Genomic DNA, 23,227 nt, shown 5'->3' with positions numbered 1-23,227 from the left:
TCACCGGAGCACTGGGTGCGCGACCGCCGGCGCCACCCGGATCGGGCGGCCGGTGCGGCGGGTCGCTGGTGGTGGTGCCGGTCCGGGGGCTGCTGGCCGACCGACGGCGGTCAGCAGCCCCGGACCCGTCACTTGTGCTGGTGCTGGCCGCCGTCGGCGGGCGCCGCGGCGGCGCCGGCGGCGCCAGTGGTGCTGGTGGCGCCGGCAGCGCCACTGGTGCCGGTGGCGCCGGCCGCGCCGTGCTGGTGGCCCATGCCGGGCGGCATGTTCCCGTTCTCGTCGAGGACGTGCAGCATCGTCGACATGCCGGCGTCGGAGTGGAACTGCATGTGGCAGTGCAGCATCCAGTGCCCCGGTCCGACCGAGTCGCCGGCCACCACCTGGACGCCGAAGGAGTCACCGGGGCCGAGCGTCTTGTTGTCGATGATCGGTATGGAGTCGACGAACGGCTGCCCGTTGTTGCTGATCACCCCGGTGCGGGTGTCCGCCCAGGAGTGCCCGTGCAGGTGGAAGGTGTGCATGTCGTTGCCGATGCCGACCACGACGAACTCCACCCGCTCGCCCTTGCGGGCGACCAGGCAGCTCGGGCCCGGCTGCGGGTTCACCTCGGTGCAGGTGTCCGTGGCGGCGCCGCGGCGTAGGTTGATGCTCTGCCGGTCACCGAAGACCACCGTGTAGGTCCGGTCCGGCTTCGGGTCGCCGGGACGCCGGACGACCAGGCCGCCGAAGAGACCGGACGAGAGCCCCTGGGTGCCGTGCGGGCCGCCCACCACGTGGTCGTGGTACCACCAGTAGCCGGCCGTGCCCTGCGCCCCGGTCCGGTTGTTGCGCGGCTGGGCGTACCAGGTGTAGGTGCGCGATTCACCCGGCGGGACGTACGACGCGCTCTGCACCGTGCCGTCGGACTGCTGGGTGTACTTGACCCCGTGCACGTGCAGCGAGACGCCCAGCGGGTGGGCCGGGTCGGTGCGCAACGCCGCCAGGGTCTCGGCAGACACCTGGTTGTGCAGGGTGATGGCAAGGCACTCCCCCTCCATCATCTCCATGAGCGGGCCCGGGTAGGAGGCCGTCTGCGGAGTGAGCCCGTAGCCGAGCCGGATCTGCGTGCCGTCCTTGGGCAGCTCCACCGCGTACAGCTGGATGCTGCGGTCGGGCTTGCCGCAGCCCTCCGGCTTCTCGGCGAACATCCCGGTGCCGGCCGCGGCCAGCCCGCCGGCGCCGACGAGGGTGAGCAGTACGACGGCCGCGACCACCAGCATCCGCCGGGCCCCGCTACGCGGGCGCTCGGTCCGGCCGCCCAGCGGCCCGGTGGCCTCGCTCGTCGGATCGGCGGCCGGCTCCGGCTCGGGTGCCGGGTTGCCGTCCTCGACCAGCCGCCAGGCGCTCATCGGGCACCCCGCAGCTCGACCAGGCGCTGGTAGCTACGCTCGGCGGCGCCCAGCGACCCCGGCGGGTTCGGCTGCGCGCTCGGCGCGGTGTCCTGCTCCCACAGGAACTCGAAGCGGCCCCGGCCCTTGAGCTCGCCGAAGAACTCGTGGAACGGGATGACCCCGGCCCCGAACTCCACGTCCAGGTAGGAGTTGCCCTGCTGCGGGTTGGGCAGCGGCACGCCGTCCTTGACGTGGAACAACGGGAAGCGGTGCGGGTGGGCGTTGACGTAGTCGACCGGGCGGAAGCCCGGGTACTTCCGTGCCCCGCCGTACGCCCACAGGATGTCCATCTCCAGGAACACGTACCGGGGGTCGGTCAGGTCCAGGAAGAGGTCGTACAGCCGCACGTCGGGTCGGTCCGTCGCGAAGCTGAACTCGATGGTGTGGTTGTGCTGGTAGAGCTTGATGCCGCGGGCCGCGGCGGCCTCGCCCCACGCGTTGAACTCGGCGGCGGCGGCCTGGTAGCCGGCGATGGTCCGGTTGCCGGTGGGCGCCTCCGCCGTGCCGATCGCCGGCATGCCGAGGATCTCGGCGACGTCCAGCTCCCACTCCAGGTTGGTGCGGAAGTCTCGCAGCCCGCGGTGGCTGCCGGCCGCCTTCAGCCCGTTGTCATCGAGCAGCTGCCGGATCTGCTCCGGGGTGATGGCGCCCACTGAGCCCTGGGTGTAGCCGGCGAACTCCACCTCCCGGTAGCCGATGCGGGACAGCTCCTCGAAGACGGCCGCGAAGCCGACCTGGGCGACCTTGTCGCGGACGCTGTAGAGCTGGATGCCCAGGTGCCCTTGCGGGATGAGCTTGCCCTGGCCCCCCTGGTCAGCCCCGGCCGGCACGGCGCCGGCGAGACTGGCCGCGCTGACCGCCACCGTGGAGCCGGCGAGGCCCCGCAGCAGGGTACGTCTGTCGATTCTGTTCCTTGCCATGATGGTTCCCTTCCGTTCGGTCAGCAGCAGGAGTTCGGGCCGCCCGCCGGGCCGCCCGGGCAGCACGGGGTCAATGGGGCGATCCGGACGTTGCGGAAGCTGATGACGTCGTTCGTCCCGTGGTTCTGCAGCCCGACGTAGCCGGTGGCGTGCTGCCGGCCGGCGCCGCCCGGGTCGTCCGCTCGGGGCGGGCTGAACACGGCATCGGGCCGGTTGACGTACTCGTTGATCAGCTTCCCGTTGCGGAACACGGAGTAGTGCTGGCCGACCACCCGAATCTCGTAGTCGTTCCAGGTGCCCTTGGGGGTGACCCCCGCGCCGGCCAGGTCGACCCGGTCGAAGCCGTACACCGAGCCGCTCTTGTACTGGTCACCGTCGGTCCGGTCGAGGATCTGCAGCTCGTGGCCGTACTTGATGGCGACCCACTCGGGCCGGGACTCCGCCGGGTGGCGGCGCACGTCCGGGAAGCGGACGAAGACACCGCTGTTGGCCCGGCCGTCGCCCGGCGCGTCATCGCGCCACTGGAACTTCAGCGAGAAGTCGCCGTACTGGGCGACCGGGTACCAGAGCATGCCGAGCCCGGGCACCGGCTTGCTGGTGATGGACCCGTCGGCGTTGCGGGTGAAGCCGCCCGCACCGACCTGCTGCCACTTGCCGAAAGACGCGGCGTTGTCGTCGAGGATCGGCTGGTAGCCGTTCTTCGTGTCCGGCTTGCCGACGCCGGAGCGGCCGGCGGCGCTGGCCAGTTTGCCGTGCTCCTGGTGGCTGATGACGCCGAGGTGGTGCAGGTGCTCGGCGACCGAGTTCACGTAGGAGACGAACTGGCCGTGGTTCGGCCAGGAGCGCTCGTCCTCGATGACGTTGTTGATGGTGCAGTCGCCCGCGACCACCCGGTTGGGCACGCCGCTGTCGATGGTGCCGAGCCAGACGGTGGGTCGGGTGTCCTTCACGCACTCCGGCTGCGGCCCGCTGGCGACCACCGTGAAGGTGACCGAGGCGGTACCGGAGGTGTTGCCAGCCTTGTCGGTGGCCCGGTAGCTGACCGTGTGCTGGCCCGCCTGGTTGACCGTGACCGGCGCGGAGTACCTGGCGTACGCGCCGCCGTCGAGGGAGTACTCGACCCGGTCCACGCCCGAACCGCTGTCGCTCGCGGAGATGATCACCGTGGCGCTGCCCACGTACGCCCCGTTGTCGTCGAGCTGCCCGGAGACGGCGGCGGTGACGGTCGGCGGGGTGGTGTCCGGGGCCGGCGGGTCGACCACCGTGAACGACACCGACTGCGGCGTCGAGGTGTTGCCGGCCTTGTCGGTGGCCCGGTAGTTCACCGTGTGCTGCCCCACCTGGTTGACCGTGACCGGGGCGGAGTAGGCGGCGTAGGGCTGCCCGTCGAGGGAGAACTCGACCCGATCCACGCCCGACTGGGTGTCGGTGGCGGTGAGGGTGACGGTGGCGCCGCCGACGTACGCGCCGTTGGCGTCCCGCTGGCCGGTCACCGCGGACGTCACGGTGGGCGGCGTGGTGTCGGCCGGAGGCGTCTCGACCACCGTGAACGCCACCGACTGCGGCGACGACGTGTTGCCCGCCTTGTCCGTGGCCCGGTAGCTCACCGTGTGCTGCCCCGGCCGGTTCACCGTCACCGGCGCCGAATACGCGGTGTAGGCGCCGCCGTCGAGAGAGTACTCGACCCGGTCGACACCCGACTGGGTGTCGGTGGCGGAGAGCGTCACGGTGGCACTGCCCACGTACGCGCCGTTGGCGTCCCGCTGACCGGTCACCGCAGCCGTCACCGTAGGTGGCGTGGTGTCCGCTGGCGGCGTTTCCACCACCCGGAACGACACCGACTGCGGCGTCGAGGTGTTGCCGGCCTTGTCGGTGGCCCGGTAGTTCACCGTGTGCTGCCCCGGCTGGTTGACCGTGACCGGGGCGGAGTAGGCGGCGTAGGGCTGCCCGTCGAGGGAGAACTCAACCCGGTCCACGCCGGACTGGGTGTCGGTGGCGGTGAGAGTCACCGTGGCGCCGCCGATGTACGCGCCGTTGGCGTCCTTCTCCCCCGTCACCGCCGCCGTCACCGTCGGCGGAGTGGTATCCGCCGGAGGCGTCTCCACGACCGTGAACGCCACCGACTGCGGCGACGACGTGTTACCCGCCTTGTCCGTGGCCCGATAGGTCACCGTGTGCTGCCCCACCTGGTTCACCGTCACCGGCGCGGAGTACCCGGCGTAGGCACCGCCGTCGAGGGAGTACTCGACCCGATCCACCCCCGACTCGGTGTCCGTGGCCGACAGGGTCACCGTCGCGCTGCCCACGTACGCGCCGTTGGCGTCCCGCTGGCCGGTCACCGCGGCCGTCACCGTGGGCGGCGTGGTGTCCGTCGGCGGCGTTTCCACCACCCGGAACGACACCGACTGCGGCGTCGAGGTGTTACCGGCCTTGTCGGTGGCCCGGTAGCTCACCGTGTGCTGACCCGGCTGGTTCACCGCCACCGGCGCCGAGTAGATGGCGTACGGCTGCCCGTCGAGAGAGAACTCAACCCGATCCACGCCCGACTGGGTGTCGGTGGCGGAAAGCGTCACCGTGGCGCTGCCCACGTATGCCCCGCTGGGGTCCTTCTCCCCCGTCACCGCAGCCGTCACGGTGGGCGGCGTGGTGTCGGCCGGAGGCGTCTCGACCACCGTGAACGCCACCGACTGCGGCGACGACGTGTTGCCCGCCTTGTCCGTGGCCCGATAGGTCACCGTGTGCTGCCCTACCTGGTTCACTGTCACCGGCGCCGAGTAGGTGCCATATGCGCCGCCGTCGATGGAGTACTCGACCCGGTCGACACCCGACTGGGTGTCGGTGGCGGAGAGCGTCACGGTGGCACTGCCCACATAGGCGCCGTTGGCGTCCCGCTGACCGGTCACCGCAGCCGTCACCGTAGGTGGCGTGGTGTCCGCTGGCGGCGTTTCCACCACCCGGAACGACACCGACTGCGGCGTCGAGGTGTTGCCGGCCTTGTCAGTGGCCCGATAGCTCACCGTGTGCTGCCCCGGCTGGTTCACCGCCACCGGCGCCGAGTAGATGGCGTACGGCTGCCCGTCGAGGGAGAACTCGACCCGGTCCACGCCCGACTGGGTGTCGGTGGCGGACAGCGTCACCGTCGCGCCGCCGATGTACGCACCGTTGGGGTCCTTCTCCCCCGTCACCGCCGCCGTCACCGTCGGCGGAGTGGTATCCGCCGGAGGCGTCTCCACGACCGTGAACGCCACCGACTGCGGCGACGACGTGTTACCCGCCTTGTCCGTGGCCCGATAGGTCACCGTGTGCTGCCCCACCTGGTTCACCGTCACCGGCGCGGAGTACCCGGCGTAGGCACCGCCGTCGAGGGAGTACTCGACCCGATCCACCCCCGACTCGGTGTCCGTGGCCGACAGGGTCACCGTGGCACTGCCCACGTACGCGCCGTTGGCGTCCCGCTGACCGGTCACCGCCGCCGTCACGATGGGCGGGGTGGTGTCCGTCGGCGGCGGTTCGACGACCCGGAACGACACCGACTGCGGCGTCGAGGTGTTGCCCGCCTTGTCAGTGGCCCGGTAACTCACCGTGTGCTGACCCAGCTGGTTCACCGTCACCGGCGCCGAGTAGGTGCCATATGGGCCGCCGTCCAGGGAGTACTCGACTCGCTCTACACCGGAGCCGCTGTCGGTCGCCGACAGGGTGACCGTCGCGCTGCCCACGTACGCCCCGGTTGGGTCCTTCTCCCCGGAAACCGTGGCGCTGACCGTGGGCGGCGTGGTGTCCGATCCGCCGCCGGTGACCACCAGCAGGCCGGTCATTCCGCCGTGGCCCGGGATGGCGCAGAAGTACCGGTAGGTGCCGGGCGAGAGCACCACGTCAACGGTCCACCGGCCCCCCTTGCTGTCCGTCGGATCCGCCAGGATGTTGACGTCGACGTCGCTGTTGTACCTCGGGTCGCCCGTTTCGAACGTGAGGGTGTGCTGCATTCCGGTGGTGTTGCCGGTAGCCCGGCTGTTTTCGAAGACCAGGGTGGCCGGCCCGGCCGTAGCGGTGGTCGGCGCCGACAGGTACGACAGGAAGTTGTCGCCGGCGGTCCAGGTCAGGACCTGGGCCTGCAGTTGCGACGAGGATTGAGGCCCGGCCGTCGCCGACCGCTCGGTGTCGGTCGGACGCGCGTTCGCCGGGGAGCCGGTCAGGGCGGCGGTCAGCAGCAACAACATCGCCGCGATGACCGCCACCGATCTCCGGAGCCGGCTCGCAGAGAGCCGATCCCGCGGTGCGGATGGGTTCATTGATGCCTCTTTCACGGTCCGGGAACAACCGGGCGGAACGTGCGTCGGCCCGTCGGTGTCAGGTGTCGTCTGAGGTGCTTCTTCGGGTGCTCGCAGCCCGTCGGCCCCTCCCAGGCCGCGCGGGATCCCCGGCCGTGGCCGGCGGCCACGGTCGTCCGATGTGGATGGTTGGTTGATCCCGGTGTCAGCGGCGAGCCGGTTCGCACGCGGCGCCGGGCAGGGTCGCGCGTCGGAGCTGATCTGGTCGTGTCGGGTACGGACGGACGTCGGTCGATCCTTGGCGCATGCCTGCGCCAGGTCGCCGTGGTGCGGCGTTGACCCGGGGTGGCCATCGCTGGCCGGTCATGACCCTCCGACGGGTTGCGCCGCCTGAAGGCCACGGTCGAGAACTACTGTGCCGGTAGTTCATCTCGACGAAACATATTGATGGTGCCAGACAGTACTAACTTCCTCTCAGGCTGTCCATAGCTTTCGTCCGCTCACGGACTACTTTTCTTCACGACAAACGAAAGTGGTCGGTAGATTCCTACCGCAACCCCTCCCGGGGCCTCACCGCAGGGCGACGGGGGCGCTGACGGCGCACCGGCGGGGCGGGTTCCGGCGGGGCTCGATCGCCGGGTCGACCGACGGGTGAACGTGCGCCATCCGCATGGAGCGGCAATCCCCGCCAGTCAGGCGGGCCCCGCCCACTCCGGAGGGTGTTCGCCCTGATCAGGGGCCATAGAAGCGCATAGCTTCCCGATTTCCGGGACCGGCGCGGTGATCGACCGATCCGGTTGCCGCGATCGCCCATTGATCTGCGTCCACGACCGTGTGATCGTGCTCCAGCGAGCCGCCGCCCCCGGCGGCTCGGACGGTCGATCCGTCGAACCGGGGCCACGCCGGCAGGGACCGACCGTCGTCCCGCCTCATCGCTACCCCGCGCCGGGTGCCCCTACCGGGCTCCATGCTGCCCGCCTCGGAACAGGAGCTAACCCCCTTGAAGCTCCCACCCCGCCTCGCCGCGCTCTCCGGCGCGGCCGCGGCCGGCCTGCCTCAGCTCGGGCGGCCCGCCCGCGCCCCCGCGTCAGGGCCGCGGCTGAGGCGGGCCATCACGTCGTCCACCGCCCGGCTGAACAGCTCCATCTGCCGTACCGACTGCTCCTCGATGCCGCCGAGCCGCGCGGCCAGGGCGTCGACGTCGGCCCGGGCCGAGGCGCTGACCTGGGCGTCGAGGGCGGCGAGGGCAGCGTTGACGGCCAACACGACCTGCCCGCAGACGGCCTCCATCCCGTCCCCGGCCAGCTCCGGGTCCACCGTCACGGACTCCAGCCGGCCACCCTGGACCACCACTGCCCGGACCCGGCCGTCGGGCGCCGCGCCCTCGGCGCGGAGCAGCTCGCCCGGGTCGCCGTCGGGGTGCTCGGCCGCCCGCGAGCGCATGGCCGACAGCGCCTGCTGCGTCCTGGTGAGCAGCTCGTCGAGGCTTGCGGCCGCGGAGAACGAGTCGTTGGTCATATCCGCGCCTTCTTCACGTCTTTCCGGAGCACCGCGACGATAGCAACCGCCCCCGACCGGGACACCGCGAGCACCCGGGGCCTCGTTCACGAAAAAAGTGGCCATCCCGGGCGGGGATGGCCACTTTTCAGTGCATCAGCGCGCAGTGTGGGGCACCCCACCTGCCAGTAGCGTCAGCGCAGGCGGAGGTGCTGGCCTGGGAAGATCAGGCCCGGGTTGTCGCCGACCACGCGCTTGTTGCGCTCGTAGAGCGCCTGCCAGCCGCCGGCGAGGTGCTTCGCCTCTGCGATCAGCGACAGCGAGTCACCCGACCGGACCGTGTAGGTCGCGCCGCTCGACGCCGGCGCGGTACGCCGGTGGCTGCGGGTCGCCGGCTGGTCGCCGCGGGACGACCGGTCCTTGGTCGCCTTCTTGTGCGACTTCGTGGCGCCGGAGTCCTTGGTGGAGTAGTGCTTGGTCGAGCCGCCCTTCTTGCCGCAGACCGGCCAGGCGCCGATGCCCTGCCCGTCGAGGACCTTCTCGGCCACGGCGATCTGCTCGCTGCGGCTGGCCAGGTCGGCGCGGCTGGCGTACTTCTTACCGCCGTAGCCGTTCCAGGTGCTCTTCGAGAACTGGAGGCCACCGTAGTAGCCGTTGCCGGTGTTGATGTGCCAGTTTCCGCCGGACTCGCACTGGGCGATGGCGTCCCAGTTCACGCTGGATGCGCTAGCCGGCGCGGCCGGCCCGAGGATGGCGGCGGCGCCGGTGGCGGCACCGACGACGAGCGCTCCGACGGCGACGCGACGCTGCGTGGTGCGTCGGTGACGTGCGACGTGTTCAGTTGCCATGTGGGTTCCTCCACGCCGACGAGGTGAGCTGTCGGGTTCGGGCCGAGGAGCCCGGCCGCCGGATGGGCGGCTTCACCCCGAGGTGTCGAGCACCGAGGAACATGTGGGTCCCCCGCTCCCGCCTGATGTCCAGGTACCGACGGGCCGGCGGCGGGATTAGGCGTTACCGGCCCGGGTGTCCGCGATCGCGAACGCAGTCGACATTAGGGATGGTTTCGGATGATCGCCCACTTCTTGTGAAGTTCTTCACCCGGCCGAGCGAAGGCCACACCGTACGAGTTGCGTGCCGTCCACAGGTGCCTTACAAAGCCCCCTTCAGTACGTCAGGCCGAAACCCTGCGGAAAGAGCGGAACCTGCCCGTCGCCGGCGTTGATGGGCTGCTGGCCGACGGAGTTCATCCAGGTCATCGGCAGTTTGCCGGTCGGCGCGTACCCGCCGAAGAGGACGTCGGCAATGCCGGCGCCCTCGGTGCCGGGCAGCCAGGAGGCGAGCAGCGCGGTCCAGTTCGGCAACTCACCGGCGACGTCCAGCGGCCGGCCGGACACCAGCACCACGATCACGGGTACGCCGGCGTTGCGCAGGGTCGCGTACGGCCGCTCGAAGGTGGACGGCCCGCAGGTCCGCCTCGTTGAGTTGGGTGTCCGCCTGGTTATCGCTGCGGTTGCGGGAGCGGGCGCGCGCCGATGCGGCACCGACTACGGTGGCGAAGTCCGGCACGGTCGCCGGGCCCGGGTGCGCAGGCGGAGGAACATGACTGACTACGGACACGAGCTGGCCTTCGGCGGCTTCCTCACCCCCGCCGCCGGCCAGTTCGAGCAGGTGGTGGCGCTCGCCAAGCTCTGCGAGCAGGTCAACCTGGACCTGGTCACCTTCCAGGACCACCCGTACCAGCCGGGTTTCCTGGACACCTGGACGCTGATGTCCTATCTCGCGGCCGCGACCAGTCGGATCCGGCTGGCCGGCAACGTGCTCAACCTGCCGCTGCGCCAACCGGTGGTGCTGGCACGCAGCGTGGCCAGCCTGGACCTGCTCACCGGCGGCCGGGTCGAGCTGGGCCTCGGCGCGGGCGCGTTCTGGGAGGCGATCGAGGCGGTCGGCGGTCGGCGGCTGTCCCCCGGGCAGGCGGTCGACGCGCTCGACGAGGCGATCCAGGTGATCCGCGAGGTGTGGGACGTCGAGCGGCGCGGCATGGTCCGGGTCGAGGGCACGTACCACCGGGTGGTCGGGGCGAAGCGTGGGCCGGCGCCGGCCCACCCGGTGGAGATCTGGGTCGGCGCGTACAAGCCCCGGATGCTGCGGCTGGTGGGGCGCGCGGCGGACGGCTGGCTGCCGTCGCTGGCGTACCTGTCGAAGGGGCCGGACGAGCTGCCGGGAATGAACGCGCTGATCGACGAGGGTGCCGAGGCCGCCGGTCGGGATCCCCGGTCGGTGCGGCGGCTGTTGAACATCAGCGGCCAGTTCACCCGGTCGTCCACCGGCTTCCTCAGCGGGCCGCCGGAGCAGTGGGTGGAGGAGTTGGCCGGGCTGGTGCTGGACCACGGCATCGCCACCTTCATCCTTGGCGCCGACGACCCCACCGCCATCCAGCTCTTCGCGCGGGAGGTCGCGCCCGCGGTACGGGAGCTGGTCGCCGCCGAACGTGCCGAGCCGGGCACCCGGCCCAGGGCCGGCGAGGGAGCGCGCGAGGCGGTCGAGGCCGGGGGCGCCACCGCGCTCGCGGTCACCCCCACCCCCGATCCGGGCGTACGCCTGACGGACCACCAGCTCTGGGACGAGTCCACCCGCCCGGTCGCCCCGCCTGCGCCGGCCGGGCACGTCTACACCCCGCACGCGCAGGCCGTCGGCGCGCATCTCGTCGACGTGCACGACCACCTGCGTCAGGAGCTGGCGCAGGTGCGCGACCTGCTCGAACAGGTCAAACGAGGGGTGGTCTCCGCCGGCGCCGCCCGGGCCGTGCTCAACCAGATGACCATGCGGCAGAACAACTGGACGCTGGGGGCGTACTGCGCCGCGTACTGCACGGTGGTCACCCAGCACCACGGGCTAGAGGACAATTCGATCTTCCCGCACCTGCGGCGTGCCGATCCGGGGCTGGCCCCGGTGCTCGACCGGTTGGAAGCGGAGCACGTGGTGATCCACGACGTGGTGGAGGGCGTGGACCGGGCCCTGGTCGACCTGATCCGCAATCCGGGGGACTTCACCGAGGTCCAGCAGGCCGTGGACATCCTCACCGACACCCTGCTGTCGCATTTGGCATATGAGGAACAGAACATCGTCGAGCCGCTGGCCCGCCACGGCTTCTACACCGGCCAGATCTGACCGCAGGGCGGCCGCTCCTCGGGCCACCGACCGCCCCCGTCTCACTGACCAATTTTCGCGTTAGCGCAGGTCAGATGGGTCGAGCTACGGTGGGCCGCAGAGGTGATGGCAATGGCTGTGATCTATGCCGACCTGTCTTACCACGACTGGGACCGCGTCAAGGGCGAGTTCGACTGGGCGGCGATTCGCCGAGCCACCTCTCCCGTCCTGTGCCTGCGCGCCAGCTACGGCGATCCGCAGGGCTTCCATCCGCCCAGCCCGCACGTCGCCGACATGGCGCGTGGTGCGGCCGGCGCCGGCTTCGACGTGATCGGTGGCTACCACAACCTGATCAGAGGCGATCAGGCCAGCACCAACCGGCAGGTCGACTATCTGCGCAGCACCCTCGACGGGATCGGGGCGGTGTGGGCGATGCTCGACGTCGAGCGCTACCCGGAGCTGGTCGCCAACGGACTGTGGCCGCGCTTCGACGACGTACGCCGGTTCGTGGACCGCTGGCACGCCGTCGATCAGCGGGTGCTGGCGATCTACCTGCCGAAGTGGAACTGGGACGGGAACCTCGGCCGGCCCGACCTCCGGCCGCTCAGCGCACCCCTGGTCGCCAGCGACTACGGCAGCAACCCCACCGGCGTGCCCGCTGCCGTCTACGCGCAAGGTGGTGGGGACGGCGGCCCGGGCTGGGCCGCGTACGGCGGGGTGACCCCGTCGATCTGGCAGTACGGGTCGAACGTCGCCTGCCCCGGCGCGTCCGGACAGACCGACTGCAACGCATACCGTGGCACGCTCGCCCAGCTGCGGGCCCTGTTGACGAAGGACGACACCATGACCCCCGCCGAATTCTCCGCGATCCTGTCCGACCCGGCTGTCGCCGCGAAGATGCGCGCACTGCCCTGGCAGTACATCGGCGGCGGCATCCCCGCCGGCATGTCGACGCTCAACGTGCTCAACGACCTCTACCAGACCACCCATGCCGCACCGACCGCCGCCGCGATCGCGGCGGCGACCGTACAGGCACTCGGCGGGCAGGCCCCGGCCGACGCCGCCGCCGCGATCGTGGCCGCGATCGGCAAGGACCGCGCGGCGGCCCTCGCCGCGGCCCTCACCGCGGCCACCCAGACGCCGACACCGTAAGGGCGCCGACGACCCGGACGCCCTGAGGCAGAATGGCGTCATGCGGCAGGGGTTCGCCCATCAGGCCGTCCTCGACATGGCGCCGGACGACGACTCGGGCGCGCCCGGGGCGGCGATCACCACCGTTCTGTGCGGTCACTGGGACCACGCGCCGCCCTGCCCGGTCGCGCCGCATCACACGAGCGCGGAGCGGTCCGGCGACGAGGTACGCCTGCGCATCCTCTTCGCCACCGAACCGCATCTCGAGGAGCGGGTACGGCAGGACATCGACCGGGCGCTGGCGCGCGGCGAACTGGTCGGCCCGGACGGGAGGACGTCCCGCTGGCGGCTGCTCGGGAGCCGACCGGTTGAGCCGTCGGCGCAGGAGACGGAGCACCTGGCACGGCTCACCCGGGCGTAACCGCCGTCGGCCGCGGCGTGGCTGCCGCAGCCGACGGAGGCGGCGGTCCTAAAGGGTACGGGCCAGCCGGTCGGCGAGGATCCGGGTGAACCGGGCCGGGTCGGCCAGCTCCCCGCCCTCGGCGAGCAGCGCCATCCCGTGGAGCAGCTCGGCGGTCTCCGTCAGGGCGCTCTGGTCGCCGCCCTGCTCGTGGGCCTTGCGCAGCCCGGTGACCAGCGGATGGGTCGGGTTGAGCTCCAGGATCCGCTTGACCCGGGGCACCTCCTGCCCCATCGCCCGGTACATCTTCTCCAGCGTCGGCGTCATGTCGTGGGCGTCGCCGACGACGCAGGCGGGCGAGGTGGTCAGCCGCGAGGAGAGCCGGACCTCCTTGACGCTATCGGCCAGCGCGCCGCTCATCCAGGTGAGCAGGTCGGCGTACTCCTGCCGCTCGGCCTCGGCCTTCTCCTTCTCCTCGTCGGTCTCCAGGTCGACCTGGCCCTTGGCGACCGAGCGCAGGGTTTTCCCGTCGTACTGGCCGACCCGCTCGACCCACACCTCGTCGACCGGGTCGGTGAGGATCAGCACCTCGAAGCCCTTGGCGCGGAACGCCTCCAGGTGCGGCGAGTTCTCGATGGTGACCCGAGACTCACCGGTGGCGTAGTAGATCTCGGTCTGGCCGTCCTTCATCCGCTCGACGTAGTCGCGCAGCGTGGTCAGTTCGGCCGGGTCGTGGGTGCTGGCGGCCCGGACCAGGTCGAGCAGCGCCTCGGTGTTGTCCGGGTCCTCGAGCAGCCCCTCCTTGACCACCGCGCCGAACTCGGCCCAGAAGGTGCGGTAGGACTCGGCGGAGAGCTCCTTGAGGGTGGCGAGGACCTTCTTGACCAGGCGGCGGCGGACGGCCCGGATCTGCCGATCCTGCTGGAGGATCTCCCGAGAGATGTTGAGCGACAGGTCGTGCGCGTCCACCACGCCCTTGACGAAGCGCAGGTAGTTGGGCATCAGCGCGTCGCAGTCGTCCATGATGAAGACGCGCTTGACGTAGAGCTGCACACCGCGGCGGCCCTGCGGGGAGAACAGGTCGAGCGGGGCGTGCGAGGGCAGGAAGAGCAGCGCCTCGTACTCGAAGGTGCCCTCGCCGCGCATGTGGATGGTTTCGAGGGGGTCGGCCCAGTCGTGGGCGACGTGCCGGTAGAACTCCTTGTACTCGGCCTCGTCCACCTCGTCCCGGGAGCGGGCCCAGAGCGCCTTCATCGAGTTGAGGGTCTGCTCCTCGCGGGTGGTGGCGCCGTCCTCACCCGACCGCTCGACGGTCATCCGGATCGGCCAGGCGATGAAGTCCGAGTATCGCTTGACGATCTCCCGGATGGTCCACTCGGCGGTGTAGTCGTGCAGGTTGTCCTCGGCGTCGGCGGGCTTGAGGTGCAGCGTGACCTCGGTGCCCTGCGGCGCGTCGTCGACCGACTCGACCGAGTAGGTGCCCTCGCCGGTCGACTCCCAGCGGGTGCCCCCGCTCTGTCCGGCCCGCCGGGTCACCAGGGTGACCTTGTCGGCCACCATGAAGGTGGCGTAGAAGCCGACCCCGAACTGGCCGATCAGCTCCTGGGAGGCGGCGGCGTCCTGGGACTCGCGCAGCTTGCGCAGCAGCTCGGCGGTGCCGGACTTGGCGATGGTGCCGATCAGCCCGATCACCTCGTCGCGGGACATGCCGACGCCGTTGTCCCGCACGGTCAGCGTACGGGCTTCCCGGTCGACCTCGAGCTCGATGTGCAGGTCGGCGGTGTCGACCGCCAGGTCCTTGTCGACCAGCGACTCCAGCCGCAGCTTGTCCAGCGCGTCAGAGGCGTTCGAGATAAGTTCGCGCAGGAAGACGTCCTTGTTCGAGTAGATCGAGTGCACCATCAGCTGGAGCAGCTGACGGGCCTCGGCCTGGAACTCCAACGTCTCGACCCGGTCGCTCACACCGACTCCCTTCCATGTCGCGGGCCTTCCGGCGGACAGGATACGAGGTGTGACGGCCGGGGCACCGTCGGGTCGCGTCGACGCGACCGTCACCCGCGGCGGCCCGTCCCCGCCGCCCGGCGGTACGCGGCCCGCACCGCGGCCACCGTGTGGCTGGCCCCGAGCTCCCGGCGCAGCCCCAGCAGGTAGCCGGTCGGGTGGGCCTCCCGGAGCTGCTTCCGACCGCCCATCATGGTGGCCGTCGCACTGACGACCGTGGCCGCGACCGCCCCCGATCCGGTCACCACGGGCGGCAGGTCCAACGCGCTGCCGAGTGCGGCGAGGGCCGCCGGCGGGACCAGCGTCTGCGTGGTGAGCAGGGCGCGGACCGGCTGCAGGCCGAGCTTCGACAGCTGCCGGGCGGTGGCGTTGATCCGGCCGCCGATCTCCCGTTCGACCATCATCTCGAGGTGGGCGGCCCGGACGGCCGGGTCCGGCACCGCGCTCAGCTCGGCGAGGGCGGGTGCCAGCGAGTCGAGGTAGGCGCGGTAGGCGAGCAGCTGCGGCTGAAGTTTTCGGCGGGCCTTGATGATTCGACGGATCGGCACGTCTCGCAGGTCTTTCGGCACGGCGACCGCCAGCGCGAGGACGGCGAAGGCCTGGGCGGGTTCAGGGCGGGCGAACGTGGCCGGTGCCGCATCGTCCAGCAGGACGGCGGCCATCGAGTCGGTGGTCCATCCGCCGCTCGTCGCCAGGGTCACCGGCAGGTCGGTCACCATCGCCATCCGGTTGTCCGAGGCCACGGCGTCGGCGAGCACCGCGAGATAGAGCGTCGCGAGGTCACGGTGCAGGCACAGGTAAGGCAGCGACTGGCGTCGGCCGTCCGCGCGCACGTCCTCGAGCGGGACCAGTAGGCCGCTGTCGGCCAACCGGTCCGCCAGGGACCACAGCATCTTGCCGGGCATCACCGGCGCCAGGCGGGGATCGCGCGGCGCCAAGCGCCCGGTGTCGGCTCGGTCCTGGACGATCGGATCGATCCCGAGGCGTCGGACGCCATATCGGGGAAGCAGTTCCTCCTCGTGCCGATCGAGGAACCGGAAGAAGAGTTGTTCGGCCCGCTCGAGCGGTCCGCCGTAGTCGCGCTGCCGAAGACGTACGTCGACGATGCAGCCAAGCTCGTCCCGGAGCTGTCGCACCAGGTCAGAGTCGGACCAGTTCCGGATGGTGTCGGGGAGCATCCGGGCGATCCTCGGCCAGTACAGGACGGCGCCCTTCAGCCACGCCTCGTCCCGGAAGTCGACGTACGGGTGGTAGAGGGCGATGTCGCTCACCGCTCCATTGTCGAACAACGATGCCGGCATGGCGAAGACCATCTGGTCCAACCAGTTGACGGGTTGAGGTGTCGGGGATCACACTGCCGCCATGGCCTTCGCCCCCGTGCCCCGCGCCTCGGTCTCCGACCACGTCTTCGGCCAGCTCCGCGACGCCATCGTCAGCGGCCGCTACCAGCCCGGGGAGACCCTGCCCGGCGAGCGCGAGCTGGCCGCCGCCTTCGAGGTCAACCGGCACGCCGTCCGGGAGGCGCTGCGCCGGCTCCAGCAGCTCGGCCTGCTCCGGGTCAGCCAGGGCGGCGCGACCCGGGTGCTCGACTGGCGGGTGCACGCCGGGCTGGACCTGGCGCTCTCGCTGGCCCGGTCGGGCGACGTACTCCCGGTCGAGACGCTGGTCCGCGACATGCTGGAGATGCGGGCCTGCGTCGGGATCGACGCGGCCCGGCTCTGCGCCGAGCGCGGCGATCCAGCGGTCACCGCCGCGGTGGTCCGGGCCGCCGAGGAGTACGCGGCACTCGCCCCCGACCTGCCCCGGATGCACGACGCCGACATCGCCATGTGGCGGCTGATCGTCACCGGCTCCGGCAACACCGCCTACCTGCTGGCCTTCAACAGCCTGGTGGCCGGCGCACTCGCGGTGGACGACGTGCCGCCGGACGGGCGGGCCGTCGAACTGCTCGACGTCGCCGGCCACCGCCGGCTCGCCGCCGCCATCGCGGCCGGCCAGGGCGCGGCCGCCGCCCGGCACGCCCGGGCCCTGCTGACCGCGCCGGTCACCACCCCCACCACCCCGTCCGGAAGGGAAGCCCGAGCATGATCCCCGCCGTGCTCTACGCCGTCCCGGCGTTCCTGCTGCTGATCATCATCGAGGCGGTCTCCTACCGGTTCCTGCCCGACGACGACGAACGCGGCTACGAGCTGCGCGACACCACCACCAGCCTGTCAATGGGCCTGGGCAGCGTGCTCATCGGCGTGCCGTGGAAGCTGGTCACCGCCGGCGTCTACGCGGCGCTGTGGCTGGTCGCGCCGATCCACCTCTCCCCCGCCAACTGGTGGACCTGGGTGCTGCTGTTCTTCGCCGACGACCTGGCCTACTACTGGTTCCATCGGCTTCACCACGAGGTGCGCGTGTTCTGGGCCAGCCACGTGGTCCACCACTCCAGCGTCTACTTCAACCTCTCCACCGCGCTGCGGCAGAGCTGGACGCCGATGACCTCGCTGCCGTTCTGGCTGCCCCTGGCGCTGCTCGGCATCCCGCCCTGGATGATCTTCCTGCAGCAGTCGATCAGCCTGCTCTACCAGTTCTTCCTGCACACCGAGCGGATCAACGTGCTGCCCCGGCCGATCGAGCTGGTCCTCAACACCCCGTCACACCACCGGGTCCACCACGGTGCCAACGCCGAGTACCTGGATCGCAACTACGCCGGCATCCTGATCGTCTGGGACCGGCTCTTCGGCACCTTCGAGCCGGAACGGGCCGCCGTCCGCTACGGGCTCACCAAGAACATCAACACGTACAACCCGCTGCGGGTGGCCACCCACGAGTTCGCCGCGATCTGGGCCGATGCCCGGGCCGCCCGTACCTGGCGGGACCGCCTCGGCTACGTCTTCGGCCGGCCCGGCTGGCAGCCGGCCCGGTGAGGCGCCGCTGGTTGCCCCTGTTCGGGGCCGTCGCCGGGGTCGAGCTGGTCGGCGTCGCGTTCGACTCCACCGCGACCCAGTGGCTGGCCAAACCGCTGCTGGCCCCGCTGCTGCTGGCGTACCTCTGGTCTGTCCGGCGGCGGATCGACGGCGTCGCAGTTGGCCTGGTCTTTGCCACCGCCGGCGACGTGGCCCTGCTCGTCGCGGGACCGGCCGCGTTCCTGGTGGGCATGGGCTGCTTCCTGGTCACCCAGCTCGCGTTCCTCACCTCGTTCGTCCGGCACCGCCGGCCGCCGGCCCCGGCTGTCCTGGCGTACGTGGCGCTGTGGGCGGTCGCCAACGCCCTGCTCTGGGGCGCGCTGGGGCCGTTGCGGCTGCCGGTGCTCGGCTACAGCCTGGCGCTGTCCCTGATGGCCGCCGCCGCGAAGGGGGTGTCCCGGCGGGTGGCGATCGGCGGGGCGCTGTTCCTCGGCTCGGACCTGCTGATCGGGCTGGACGCGACCGGCGTCCACCTGGCCGGGCACGGGCTCCTGGTCATGGCGACCTACATCGCCGCGCTGCTGCTCATCACCACCGGCTGGGCGGCGACTCTGACCACCGGCGACCGCCACCCGTCGCCGGTCGGGCCCGCCTTGGCTTGATCCACTCCACGTCGTGCAGGTGGCGGTATCCGCGCCGACCCGATACCGCCACCTCCCGGACGGGGTGTCGGTCTCGGATCAACCAGCAGCCACCGCCGGTCAGTCCCACCAGAAGGACCAGTGATCGGCGGGCGCCTGTCGGCGCGCCACGTCGTACACCTCCCCGAGGATCTGGGACAGGTCGTCGCAGTAGGACCACTGCTCGATCGCGCAGGTCGCGGCGGTGAGCGGGTCGCGCGGCGGGCGAGCGACGGCCAGTTCCAGGTTGTCCACGCCGGGCTGGTACAGCTCGGCGCCCCATGCCTTCTCCCAGTGCCGGAGCACGAAGACGTGGTCCGCGTAGTGCAGGTCAGGGTGCGACGGGCCGCCCATCCAGTTGTTCATGATCGCCATGAGTCCCGGCACCAGGGCGAGCACCTCGTGTCCGGCCGCCGCCGGCACCAGCAGCACGTCGGTGGGCGGGTACGAACCGGTCTGGCGCCGGATCCCAGGCGGAATCTCCGTCAGCGGTCCGATCGCCTCGGCAACCCGCGCCGGGTCGAACTCGGCCCGGCGCTCCTCCTGCCATGCCGCCGTCTGCGGGTCGGCGGATTCGTCGTCCTCGACGATCCACTCCCGCTTGGACCGGATGATCAGCGCCATCCGCTCCGCCGGGTCGACCTCGCAGAGGGCATCCAGCCAGGTGGGCCCCTGGTGCCGCCGGCACCAGTCGTACGTCCCCTCGGCCGCGGTGCCGGCCGTCCAGCCCAGCACCGGCCAGAGACCCGTGCGGGGATGCTCGGCCCGCAACGCCCGCCAGACCCGGTCGTGTTCGCCCTCCGGAAACGTTCCGCTGACCAGCGGCACACCGGCGGCCGTCTCGGCGAGCTCGATCCCGTCCAGCGAGCGGAGCAGCGTCTTCACACGCAGGAGAGTACGGAGATTGCCACCCTGGGCCGAGCGAGTATCACTGCTCCAACCGGAGTTCACGATCGCGCAGGGGCGTCATCGGCTCGCCGGCCTATTCGGTGAATTCGGCTCCTGTGAGGTCGGCGAGGTACGCGTCGAGCTGCGCGACCATCTCCTCGGCGGTGAGGTGACCGGCGAGGGCGTGCACAGTTAGCCCGTCGACGACCGCGTGCATGCGGCGGGCCAGCGTCTCGGCGTCCTGCCCGGTCTGCGCCAGCGCGTCGCGCTCGGCGAGGTCCTGGACGAGCCGCAGGCACAGCTCGTACATGCCGGTGAAATGGCGGCGCTGGACCCGGGCGAGCTCGGGGTCGCCGAGGCCGAGGGCGAGAAAGGCGAAGGCGATCGAGCTCTCGGTGCGGCGCGTCTCGTCGACCGGCATGGTCTCCAACAGGATGGCGCGGACCGCCTGGACCGGGCCGCCGGTGTGCCGCAGTCCCTGGATCCGCTCGGTCACCTGATCGATGACCTGCTCGCAGGCGAAGGCGAGCAGCTCGGCGCGGGTGGAGAAGTAGTGACGCAGCGCGCCGGAGGACCACCCCGAGGCGGCAGCCACCGATCGGATGGAGATCCCCTCCACCCCGTCGCGGGCGATGACCTGCCAGACGGCGGCGGCCAGCTCGCGGCGGCGCTGGGCGTGGTTGACGATCTTCGGCACTTGCTGATTCTCGCACGAGCGTGTAAAAAACGAAATCACACGACCGTGCGATAAACGGGGGTTCCATGCTGGCGTTGATCATCGCCTGCGAGATCGCGTTCTGGGTCCTGCTCCTGCTCGGCCTCGCCGCTCGCTATCTGCTGCGCGCCCGGAAGCTCAGCACCGTTCTGCTGATCTGCGTACCCCTCGTTGACGTGCTGCTGCTGGCCGCCTCCGTCCTCGACCTGCGCGGCGGCGCGGAAGCCGACACCGCACACGGCCTCGCCGCGATCTACCTCGGAGTCTCGGTCGCCTTCGGCGGCCAGATGCTCCGCTGGGCCGACGAGCGGTTCGCGCACCGGTTCGCGGGCGGACCCAACCCGAAGCGGCCGCGGAAGACCGGACTCGAGCACGCCGCCCATGAGCGGCGGCAGTGGCTACGCCATCTCCTGGCGTACGCGATCGCCGCAGCCGTCATGGGGCTCTTCACCCTGCTCGTCGGGGACGACACGCGGGTAGCGGCGATGTGGGGGCCGATGGGCGGGTGGGGCATCGTGCTGATCATCGATTTCCTGATCTCGTTCAGCTACACGCTTGCGCCCCGCAAGGCGAAATCCTGACCTTGATCGGGCTGGCTGGCGACGAACGGTCAGGCCGTGGCCCGGCGGAGGTGGACCAGCACAGCCAGGACGCGTCGGTGGTCCTCGTCGGATGCGGCCAGGTCGAGCTTGGCCATGATGGAGCTGACGTGCGCCTCCACCGTCCGCTCGGTGAGCCACAGCCGGCGAGCGATCCCGACGTTCGTACGCCCCTCGGCCATCAACGCGAGAACCTCCCGCTCCCTGACGGTCAGGGTGCTGAGCGGATCGTCGGGCGGGCGGCGGCCGATGAGCCGGGTGACCACCTCCGGATCGAGCGCCGACCCGCCCGCAGCCACCCGCCGCAGGGCGTCGAGGAAGTCGTCGACGTCGAGCACCCGGTCCTTGAGCAGATAGCCGAAGCGCCCGCCGGTGACCAGGTCCACCGAGTGCCGGGTCTCCACGTGCTGGGAGAGCAGCACGATGCCGAGCTGCGGGTGGCGGGTGCGGATCTGGCGTGCCGCGCGGGCGCCGTCGTCGGTGTGGTCGGGCGGCATTCGTACGTCGATGACGGCCAGGTCCGGCTCGGCTTCCTCGACGGCGACGAGCAGACTCGGCGCGTCGACCGCCTTGCCGACCACCTCGTGACCGGCGTCGGCGAGCAACCGGGCCAGCCCCTCCCGGAACAGCGCGGAGTCCTCACCGATCACGATCCGCACGGCAGCACCGCCTCGACGAGCGTCCCGTCGCCGGGTCGGCCGGCCACGGTCAGTGCGCCCCCGGCGGCGGCCACCCGGTCGGTGATGCCCGCCAGCCCACCGCCCGGCCGCACGCACGCCCCGCCCACGCCGTCGTCCCGGATGGTCACCCTCAGCTGGTCGTCGGTTCGCGACACCCGAAGGTGCACGCTGGTGGCGGCGGAGTGCTTGACCACGTTCGCCAGCGCCTCGCTGGCCACGTAGTAGGCGGTGGTGGCCAACTCCTCGGGCACCGGCTCGGCGCCGATGTCGAGCGTGACCGGCAGCGGCACGCCGCGGGCCAGCATCGCCAGCGCGTTGGCCAACCCCTCGTCCAGGCTGGACGGGCGCAGCCCGTGCGCGATCTGCCGCAGCTCCGCGACCGCGGTGCCCAGCTCGGCGACCGCCTGGTCGAGCAAGCCGGCGACGTCGGTCTCGGGCAGGTGCCGCTGGGCGAGCCGCAGCGCCATGCCGAGCGACACGAGGCGCTGCTGGGCGCCGTCGTGCAGATCGCGTTCCAGCCGCACCCGCTCGGCGTACCCGGCGCGCAGCAGCCGTGCCCGGCTGGCCTCCACGTCGCCAAGCGCCCGGCGCAGCTGCAACCGCAGCCGGACCACCTCGACGAGCAGCGCGCAGGCGTCGGCCAGCTCGCGCATCAGCTCGCGGGTGGTCTCGCCGCGCACGAGCACGCCGATCTGTTGTCCGCCCAGCCGGATCGGGGTCGGCTCGCCGGCCGCCTCGAACCGCGCCCCGGCCGCGCTGACCACCTCGTCCGTGCCGGGCATCCGGTACCCGATACGCAGCTTCGGATCACGCAGCGCCTGCCGCAGGGTTTCCTCGAGTCGCTCCGGTGCCGCCTCGCCGGCGTGCATCCGGACCCGGAGGTCCTCGATCGCCGCGAGGGCCGCCTGGCGGGCGGGATAGAGCCGGCGGTCCACGCGATCCTGCAACCGGACGCGCAACGGGGACAGCACCAGCGCGCAGACCGCGGTGGCACCGGCCGCCGCCGCCGGCGACGAGCGCCCCGCCCCGACGCCGACGACGAAGGCGGCGACCGTGTAGAACGCCAGCAGCGCCGCGGTGACCAGACCATAGGTGACGGTGGCGCTCAGCGCCTTGTCCACGTCGTACAGGTCGTGGCGGAGGATGCCGACCGCCGTGGCCGCCGGGATCGCGATCAGGGTGGCGGCGAGCCCGGCCACGGCGAGGTCCGGCCCGTCGAGCAGCAGGTAGCTCAGCCAGCACACCAGCAGCGTCGCGGGCAGGAACAACGCGCCGAGCGCGAACCACTTCAGCTGCGCCCGGCGGATCGGGTCGGCGGCCCGCCGGTACCGCACCACCATCGCCGTGGCGGACGCGACGAGCAGGGCGAGCAGCCCGGGCAGCAGCACGAATGCGATCGGTTTCAGCACCCGCGCCAGCGCCGGCGGCGGGGTGCCGAACGCATGGTCCACACCCACGAACGGCGCCGGGAACGGGGCGGGGTCGAGACCGGTGAGCACGATGAACGCTGCCGGCACCACCAGGAGGCCGACCGCCGTCACCTGCCAGCGCCGCCCGGGCAGCAGCCGCCCGTCCGGGAAGAGCAGCATGAGCAGCGCCGCCGGCACGTAGTTGAGCATCCAGGCGCCCTGGCTCACGGTGGCCAGGAGCGACGACACCGGCAGCGCTCCCGGCCGGTGCGCGACGACGTACGCGTAGACGTCGGTCCAGGCGACCCAGATCGCGAGCAGTCCGAAGAACGTGAGCAGCGCACCGATCACGTTGGTCGGGCGCTTCGTCGCGATCAGCACGCCCAGGCCCACCGAGGCGGTGGCGAGGAGGCAGGCGGTCGCGAAGTAGGCGACCTGACCGGGATCGGCGGCAATGGACAGCAGCCAGCCACCCGCGCCGACGAGCGCGGCGACGAACGCCGCCAAGCCGTACGAAACCAGCCGCGGCAGGGTCATGGCCTCACGGTAAGCCCTCCGGCAACCGGTGCGG

The 23,227-nt window shown here is 71.4% G+C and carries 19 protein-coding genes and 1 riboswitch; of the genes, 7 read left to right on the top strand and 12 right to left on the bottom strand.

Features of this window, described 5'->3' with window-relative positions; genetic code table 11:
• Positions 1-128: 128 nt before the first annotated feature.
• From ACGF4F_RS01790 to ACGF4F_RS01765, 6 genes are all read right to left on the bottom strand, one after another.
• The gene (locus ACGF4F_RS01790) at positions 129-1,388 is read right to left on the bottom strand and encodes a multicopper oxidase domain-containing protein (RefSeq protein ID WP_393073867.1); all 1,260 of its coding nucleotides are present in this window, start codon (positions 1,386-1,388) and stop codon (positions 129-131) included.
• Entirely contained in the window at positions 1,385-2,350 is a 966-nt protein-coding gene (locus ACGF4F_RS01785; RefSeq protein ID WP_393073864.1) for a sugar phosphate isomerase/epimerase family protein, read from the bottom strand. The genes ACGF4F_RS01790 and ACGF4F_RS01785 overlap by 4 nt, the downstream gene beginning before the upstream one ends.
• A 20-nt stretch (positions 2,351-2,370) precedes the next feature.
• The gene (locus ACGF4F_RS01780) at positions 2,371-6,639 is read right to left on the bottom strand and encodes an OmpL47-type beta-barrel domain-containing protein (protein ID WP_393073861.1); all 4,269 of its coding nucleotides are present in this window, start codon (positions 6,637-6,639) and stop codon (positions 2,371-2,373) included.
• A gap of 1,035 nt (positions 6,640-7,674) precedes the next feature.
• Positions 7,675-8,136 carry a YbaB/EbfC family DNA-binding protein gene (locus ACGF4F_RS01775; protein WP_393073858.1) on the bottom strand — a complete coding sequence of 154 codons (462 nt, stop codon included), beginning with the start codon at positions 8,134-8,136 and terminating at the stop codon, positions 7,675-7,677.
• Between the two features lie 173 nt (positions 8,137-8,309).
• Entirely contained in the window at positions 8,310-8,963 is a 654-nt protein-coding gene (locus ACGF4F_RS01770) for a transglycosylase family protein (RefSeq protein WP_357435573.1), read from the bottom strand.
• A riboswitch (cyclic di-AMP (ydaO/yuaA leader) is annotated at positions 8,962-9,136 on the bottom strand. (Overlaps the previous gene by 2 nt.)
• Before the next feature lie 142 nt (positions 9,137-9,278).
• Positions 9,279-9,656 (bottom strand): glycoside hydrolase family 3 C-terminal domain-containing protein, encoded by a 378-nt coding sequence (locus ACGF4F_RS01765; protein ID WP_393073855.1) that lies wholly within the window; start codon positions 9,654-9,656, stop codon positions 9,279-9,281.
• 58 nt (positions 9,657-9,714) lie between these two features.
• Between ACGF4F_RS01765 and ACGF4F_RS01760 the strand changes: the two genes are divergently transcribed.
• The 3 genes from ACGF4F_RS01760 (at position 9,715) to ACGF4F_RS01750 (ending at position 12,814) form a co-directional block, all read left to right on the top strand.
• Positions 9,715-11,283, top strand: a complete 1,569-nt coding sequence (locus tag ACGF4F_RS01760; RefSeq protein WP_393073852.1) for an LLM class flavin-dependent oxidoreductase — start codon at positions 9,715-9,717, stop codon at positions 11,281-11,283.
• Positions 11,284-11,394: 111 nt separating this feature from the next.
• Positions 11,395-12,414 carry a hypothetical protein gene (locus ACGF4F_RS01755; protein WP_393073849.1) on the top strand — a complete coding sequence of 340 codons (1,020 nt, stop codon included), beginning with the start codon at positions 11,395-11,397 and terminating at the stop codon, positions 12,412-12,414.
• Between the two features lie 40 nt (positions 12,415-12,454).
• Positions 12,455-12,814 (top strand): hypothetical protein, encoded by a 360-nt coding sequence (locus tag ACGF4F_RS01750; RefSeq protein ID WP_393073846.1) that lies wholly within the window; start codon positions 12,455-12,457, stop codon positions 12,812-12,814.
• Between the two features lie 48 nt (positions 12,815-12,862).
• On the opposite strand, the gene htpG is transcribed toward ACGF4F_RS01750, so the two are convergent.
• Positions 12,863-14,755, bottom strand: a complete 1,893-nt coding sequence (gene htpG / locus ACGF4F_RS01745; protein ID WP_393073843.1) for a molecular chaperone HtpG — start codon at positions 14,753-14,755, stop codon at positions 12,863-12,865.
• A gap of 89 nt (positions 14,756-14,844) precedes the next feature.
• Positions 14,845-16,065: a DUF6236 family protein gene (locus tag ACGF4F_RS01740; RefSeq protein WP_393073840.1), complete on the bottom strand. Its 1,221-nt coding sequence runs from the start codon at positions 16,063-16,065 to the stop codon at positions 14,845-14,847.
• 91 nt (positions 16,066-16,156) lie between these two features.
• Between ACGF4F_RS01740 and ACGF4F_RS01735 the strand changes: the two genes are divergently transcribed.
• The 3 genes from ACGF4F_RS01735 to ACGF4F_RS01725 are packed head-to-tail and all read left to right on the top strand — an operon-like array spanning position 16,157 to position 18,347.
• Entirely contained in the window at positions 16,157-16,882 is a 726-nt protein-coding gene (locus tag ACGF4F_RS01735) for a FadR/GntR family transcriptional regulator (RefSeq protein ID WP_393073837.1), read from the top strand.
• Entirely contained in the window at positions 16,879-17,706 is an 828-nt protein-coding gene (locus tag ACGF4F_RS01730) for a sterol desaturase family protein (protein WP_393073835.1), read from the top strand. Before ACGF4F_RS01735 ends, ACGF4F_RS01730 begins: the two co-directional genes overlap by 4 nt.
• Positions 17,707-17,717: 11 nt before the next feature.
• The gene (locus tag ACGF4F_RS01725; protein ID WP_393073832.1) at positions 17,718-18,347 is read left to right on the top strand and encodes a lysoplasmalogenase family protein; all 630 of its coding nucleotides are present in this window, start codon (positions 17,718-17,720) and stop codon (positions 18,345-18,347) included.
• Positions 18,348-18,446: 99 nt separating this feature from the next.
• Here the strand turns inward: ACGF4F_RS01725 and ACGF4F_RS01720 are convergent, their stop codons facing one another.
• Positions 18,447-19,250 carry a DUF4253 domain-containing protein gene (locus tag ACGF4F_RS01720; RefSeq protein WP_357435591.1) on the bottom strand — a complete coding sequence of 268 codons (804 nt, stop codon included), beginning with the start codon at positions 19,248-19,250 and terminating at the stop codon, positions 18,447-18,449.
• 97 nt (positions 19,251-19,347) lie between these two features.
• A complete protein-coding gene (locus tag ACGF4F_RS01715; RefSeq protein WP_393073829.1) occupies positions 19,348-19,950 on the bottom strand; it encodes a TetR/AcrR family transcriptional regulator in 603 nt (200 codons plus the stop codon).
• Between the two features lie 65 nt (positions 19,951-20,015).
• On the opposite strand from ACGF4F_RS01715, the gene ACGF4F_RS01710 reads away from it, so the two are divergent.
• A complete protein-coding gene (locus ACGF4F_RS01710; RefSeq protein WP_393073826.1) occupies positions 20,016-20,549 on the top strand; it encodes a hypothetical protein in 534 nt (177 codons plus the stop codon).
• Positions 20,550-20,578: 29 nt separating this feature from the next.
• Here ACGF4F_RS01710 and ACGF4F_RS01705 read toward each other — a convergent pair whose 3' ends face one another.
• Together ACGF4F_RS01705 and ACGF4F_RS01700 are read right to left on the bottom strand one after the other, a co-directional pair.
• Positions 20,579-21,226, bottom strand: a complete 648-nt coding sequence (locus ACGF4F_RS01705; protein WP_393073823.1) for a response regulator — start codon at positions 21,224-21,226, stop codon at positions 20,579-20,581.
• Positions 21,214-23,193, bottom strand: coding sequence for a histidine kinase (locus tag ACGF4F_RS01700; RefSeq protein ID WP_393073820.1), 1,980 nt, complete (start codon positions 23,191-23,193; stop codon positions 21,214-21,216). The genes ACGF4F_RS01705 and ACGF4F_RS01700 overlap by 13 nt, the downstream gene beginning before the upstream one ends.
• Positions 23,194-23,227 lie beyond the last annotated feature (34 nt).

This window comes from Micromonospora sp. NPDC047740, assembly GCF_043204735.1.
Lineage (GTDB): Bacteria > Actinomycetota > Actinomycetes > Mycobacteriales > Micromonosporaceae > Micromonospora.
This window is presented reverse-complemented; position numbering and strand designations above follow the sequence as displayed.

Bases quoted from the DNA above. Each gene is read 5' to 3' on its own strand.
- ACGF4F_RS01790 (WP_393073867.1), bottom strand. From the start codon at position 1,388: ATGAGCGCCTGGCGGCTGGTCGAGGACGGCAACCCGGCACCCGAGCCG.
- ACGF4F_RS01785 (WP_393073864.1), bottom strand. From the start codon at position 2,350: ATGGCAAGGAACAGAATCGACAGACGTACCCTGCTGCGGGGCCTCGCC.
- ACGF4F_RS01775 (WP_393073858.1), bottom strand. From the start codon at position 8,136: ATGACCAACGACTCGTTCTCCGCGGCCGCAAGCCTCGACGAGCTGCTC.
- ACGF4F_RS01780 (WP_393073861.1), bottom strand. From the start codon at position 6,639: ATGAACCCATCCGCACCGCGGGATCGGCTCTCTGCGAGCCGGCTCCGG.
- ACGF4F_RS01760 (WP_393073852.1), top strand. From the start codon at position 9,715: ATGACTGACTACGGACACGAGCTGGCCTTCGGCGGCTTCCTCACCCCC.
- ACGF4F_RS01755 (WP_393073849.1), top strand. From the start codon at position 11,395: ATGGCTGTGATCTATGCCGACCTGTCTTACCACGACTGGGACCGCGTC.
- ACGF4F_RS01730 (WP_393073835.1), top strand. From the start codon at position 16,879: ATGATCCCCGCCGTGCTCTACGCCGTCCCGGCGTTCCTGCTGCTGATC.
- ACGF4F_RS01735 (WP_393073837.1), top strand. From the start codon at position 16,157: ATGGCCTTCGCCCCCGTGCCCCGCGCCTCGGTCTCCGACCACGTCTTC.
- ACGF4F_RS01750 (WP_393073846.1), top strand. From the start codon at position 12,455: ATGCGGCAGGGGTTCGCCCATCAGGCCGTCCTCGACATGGCGCCGGAC.
- ACGF4F_RS01700 (WP_393073820.1), bottom strand. From the start codon at position 23,193: ATGACCCTGCCGCGGCTGGTTTCGTACGGCTTGGCGGCGTTCGTCGCC.
- ACGF4F_RS01770 (WP_357435573.1), bottom strand. From the start codon at position 8,963: ATGGCAACTGAACACGTCGCACGTCACCGACGCACCACGCAGCGTCGC.
- ACGF4F_RS01710 (WP_393073826.1), top strand. From the start codon at position 20,016: ATGCTGGCGTTGATCATCGCCTGCGAGATCGCGTTCTGGGTCCTGCTC.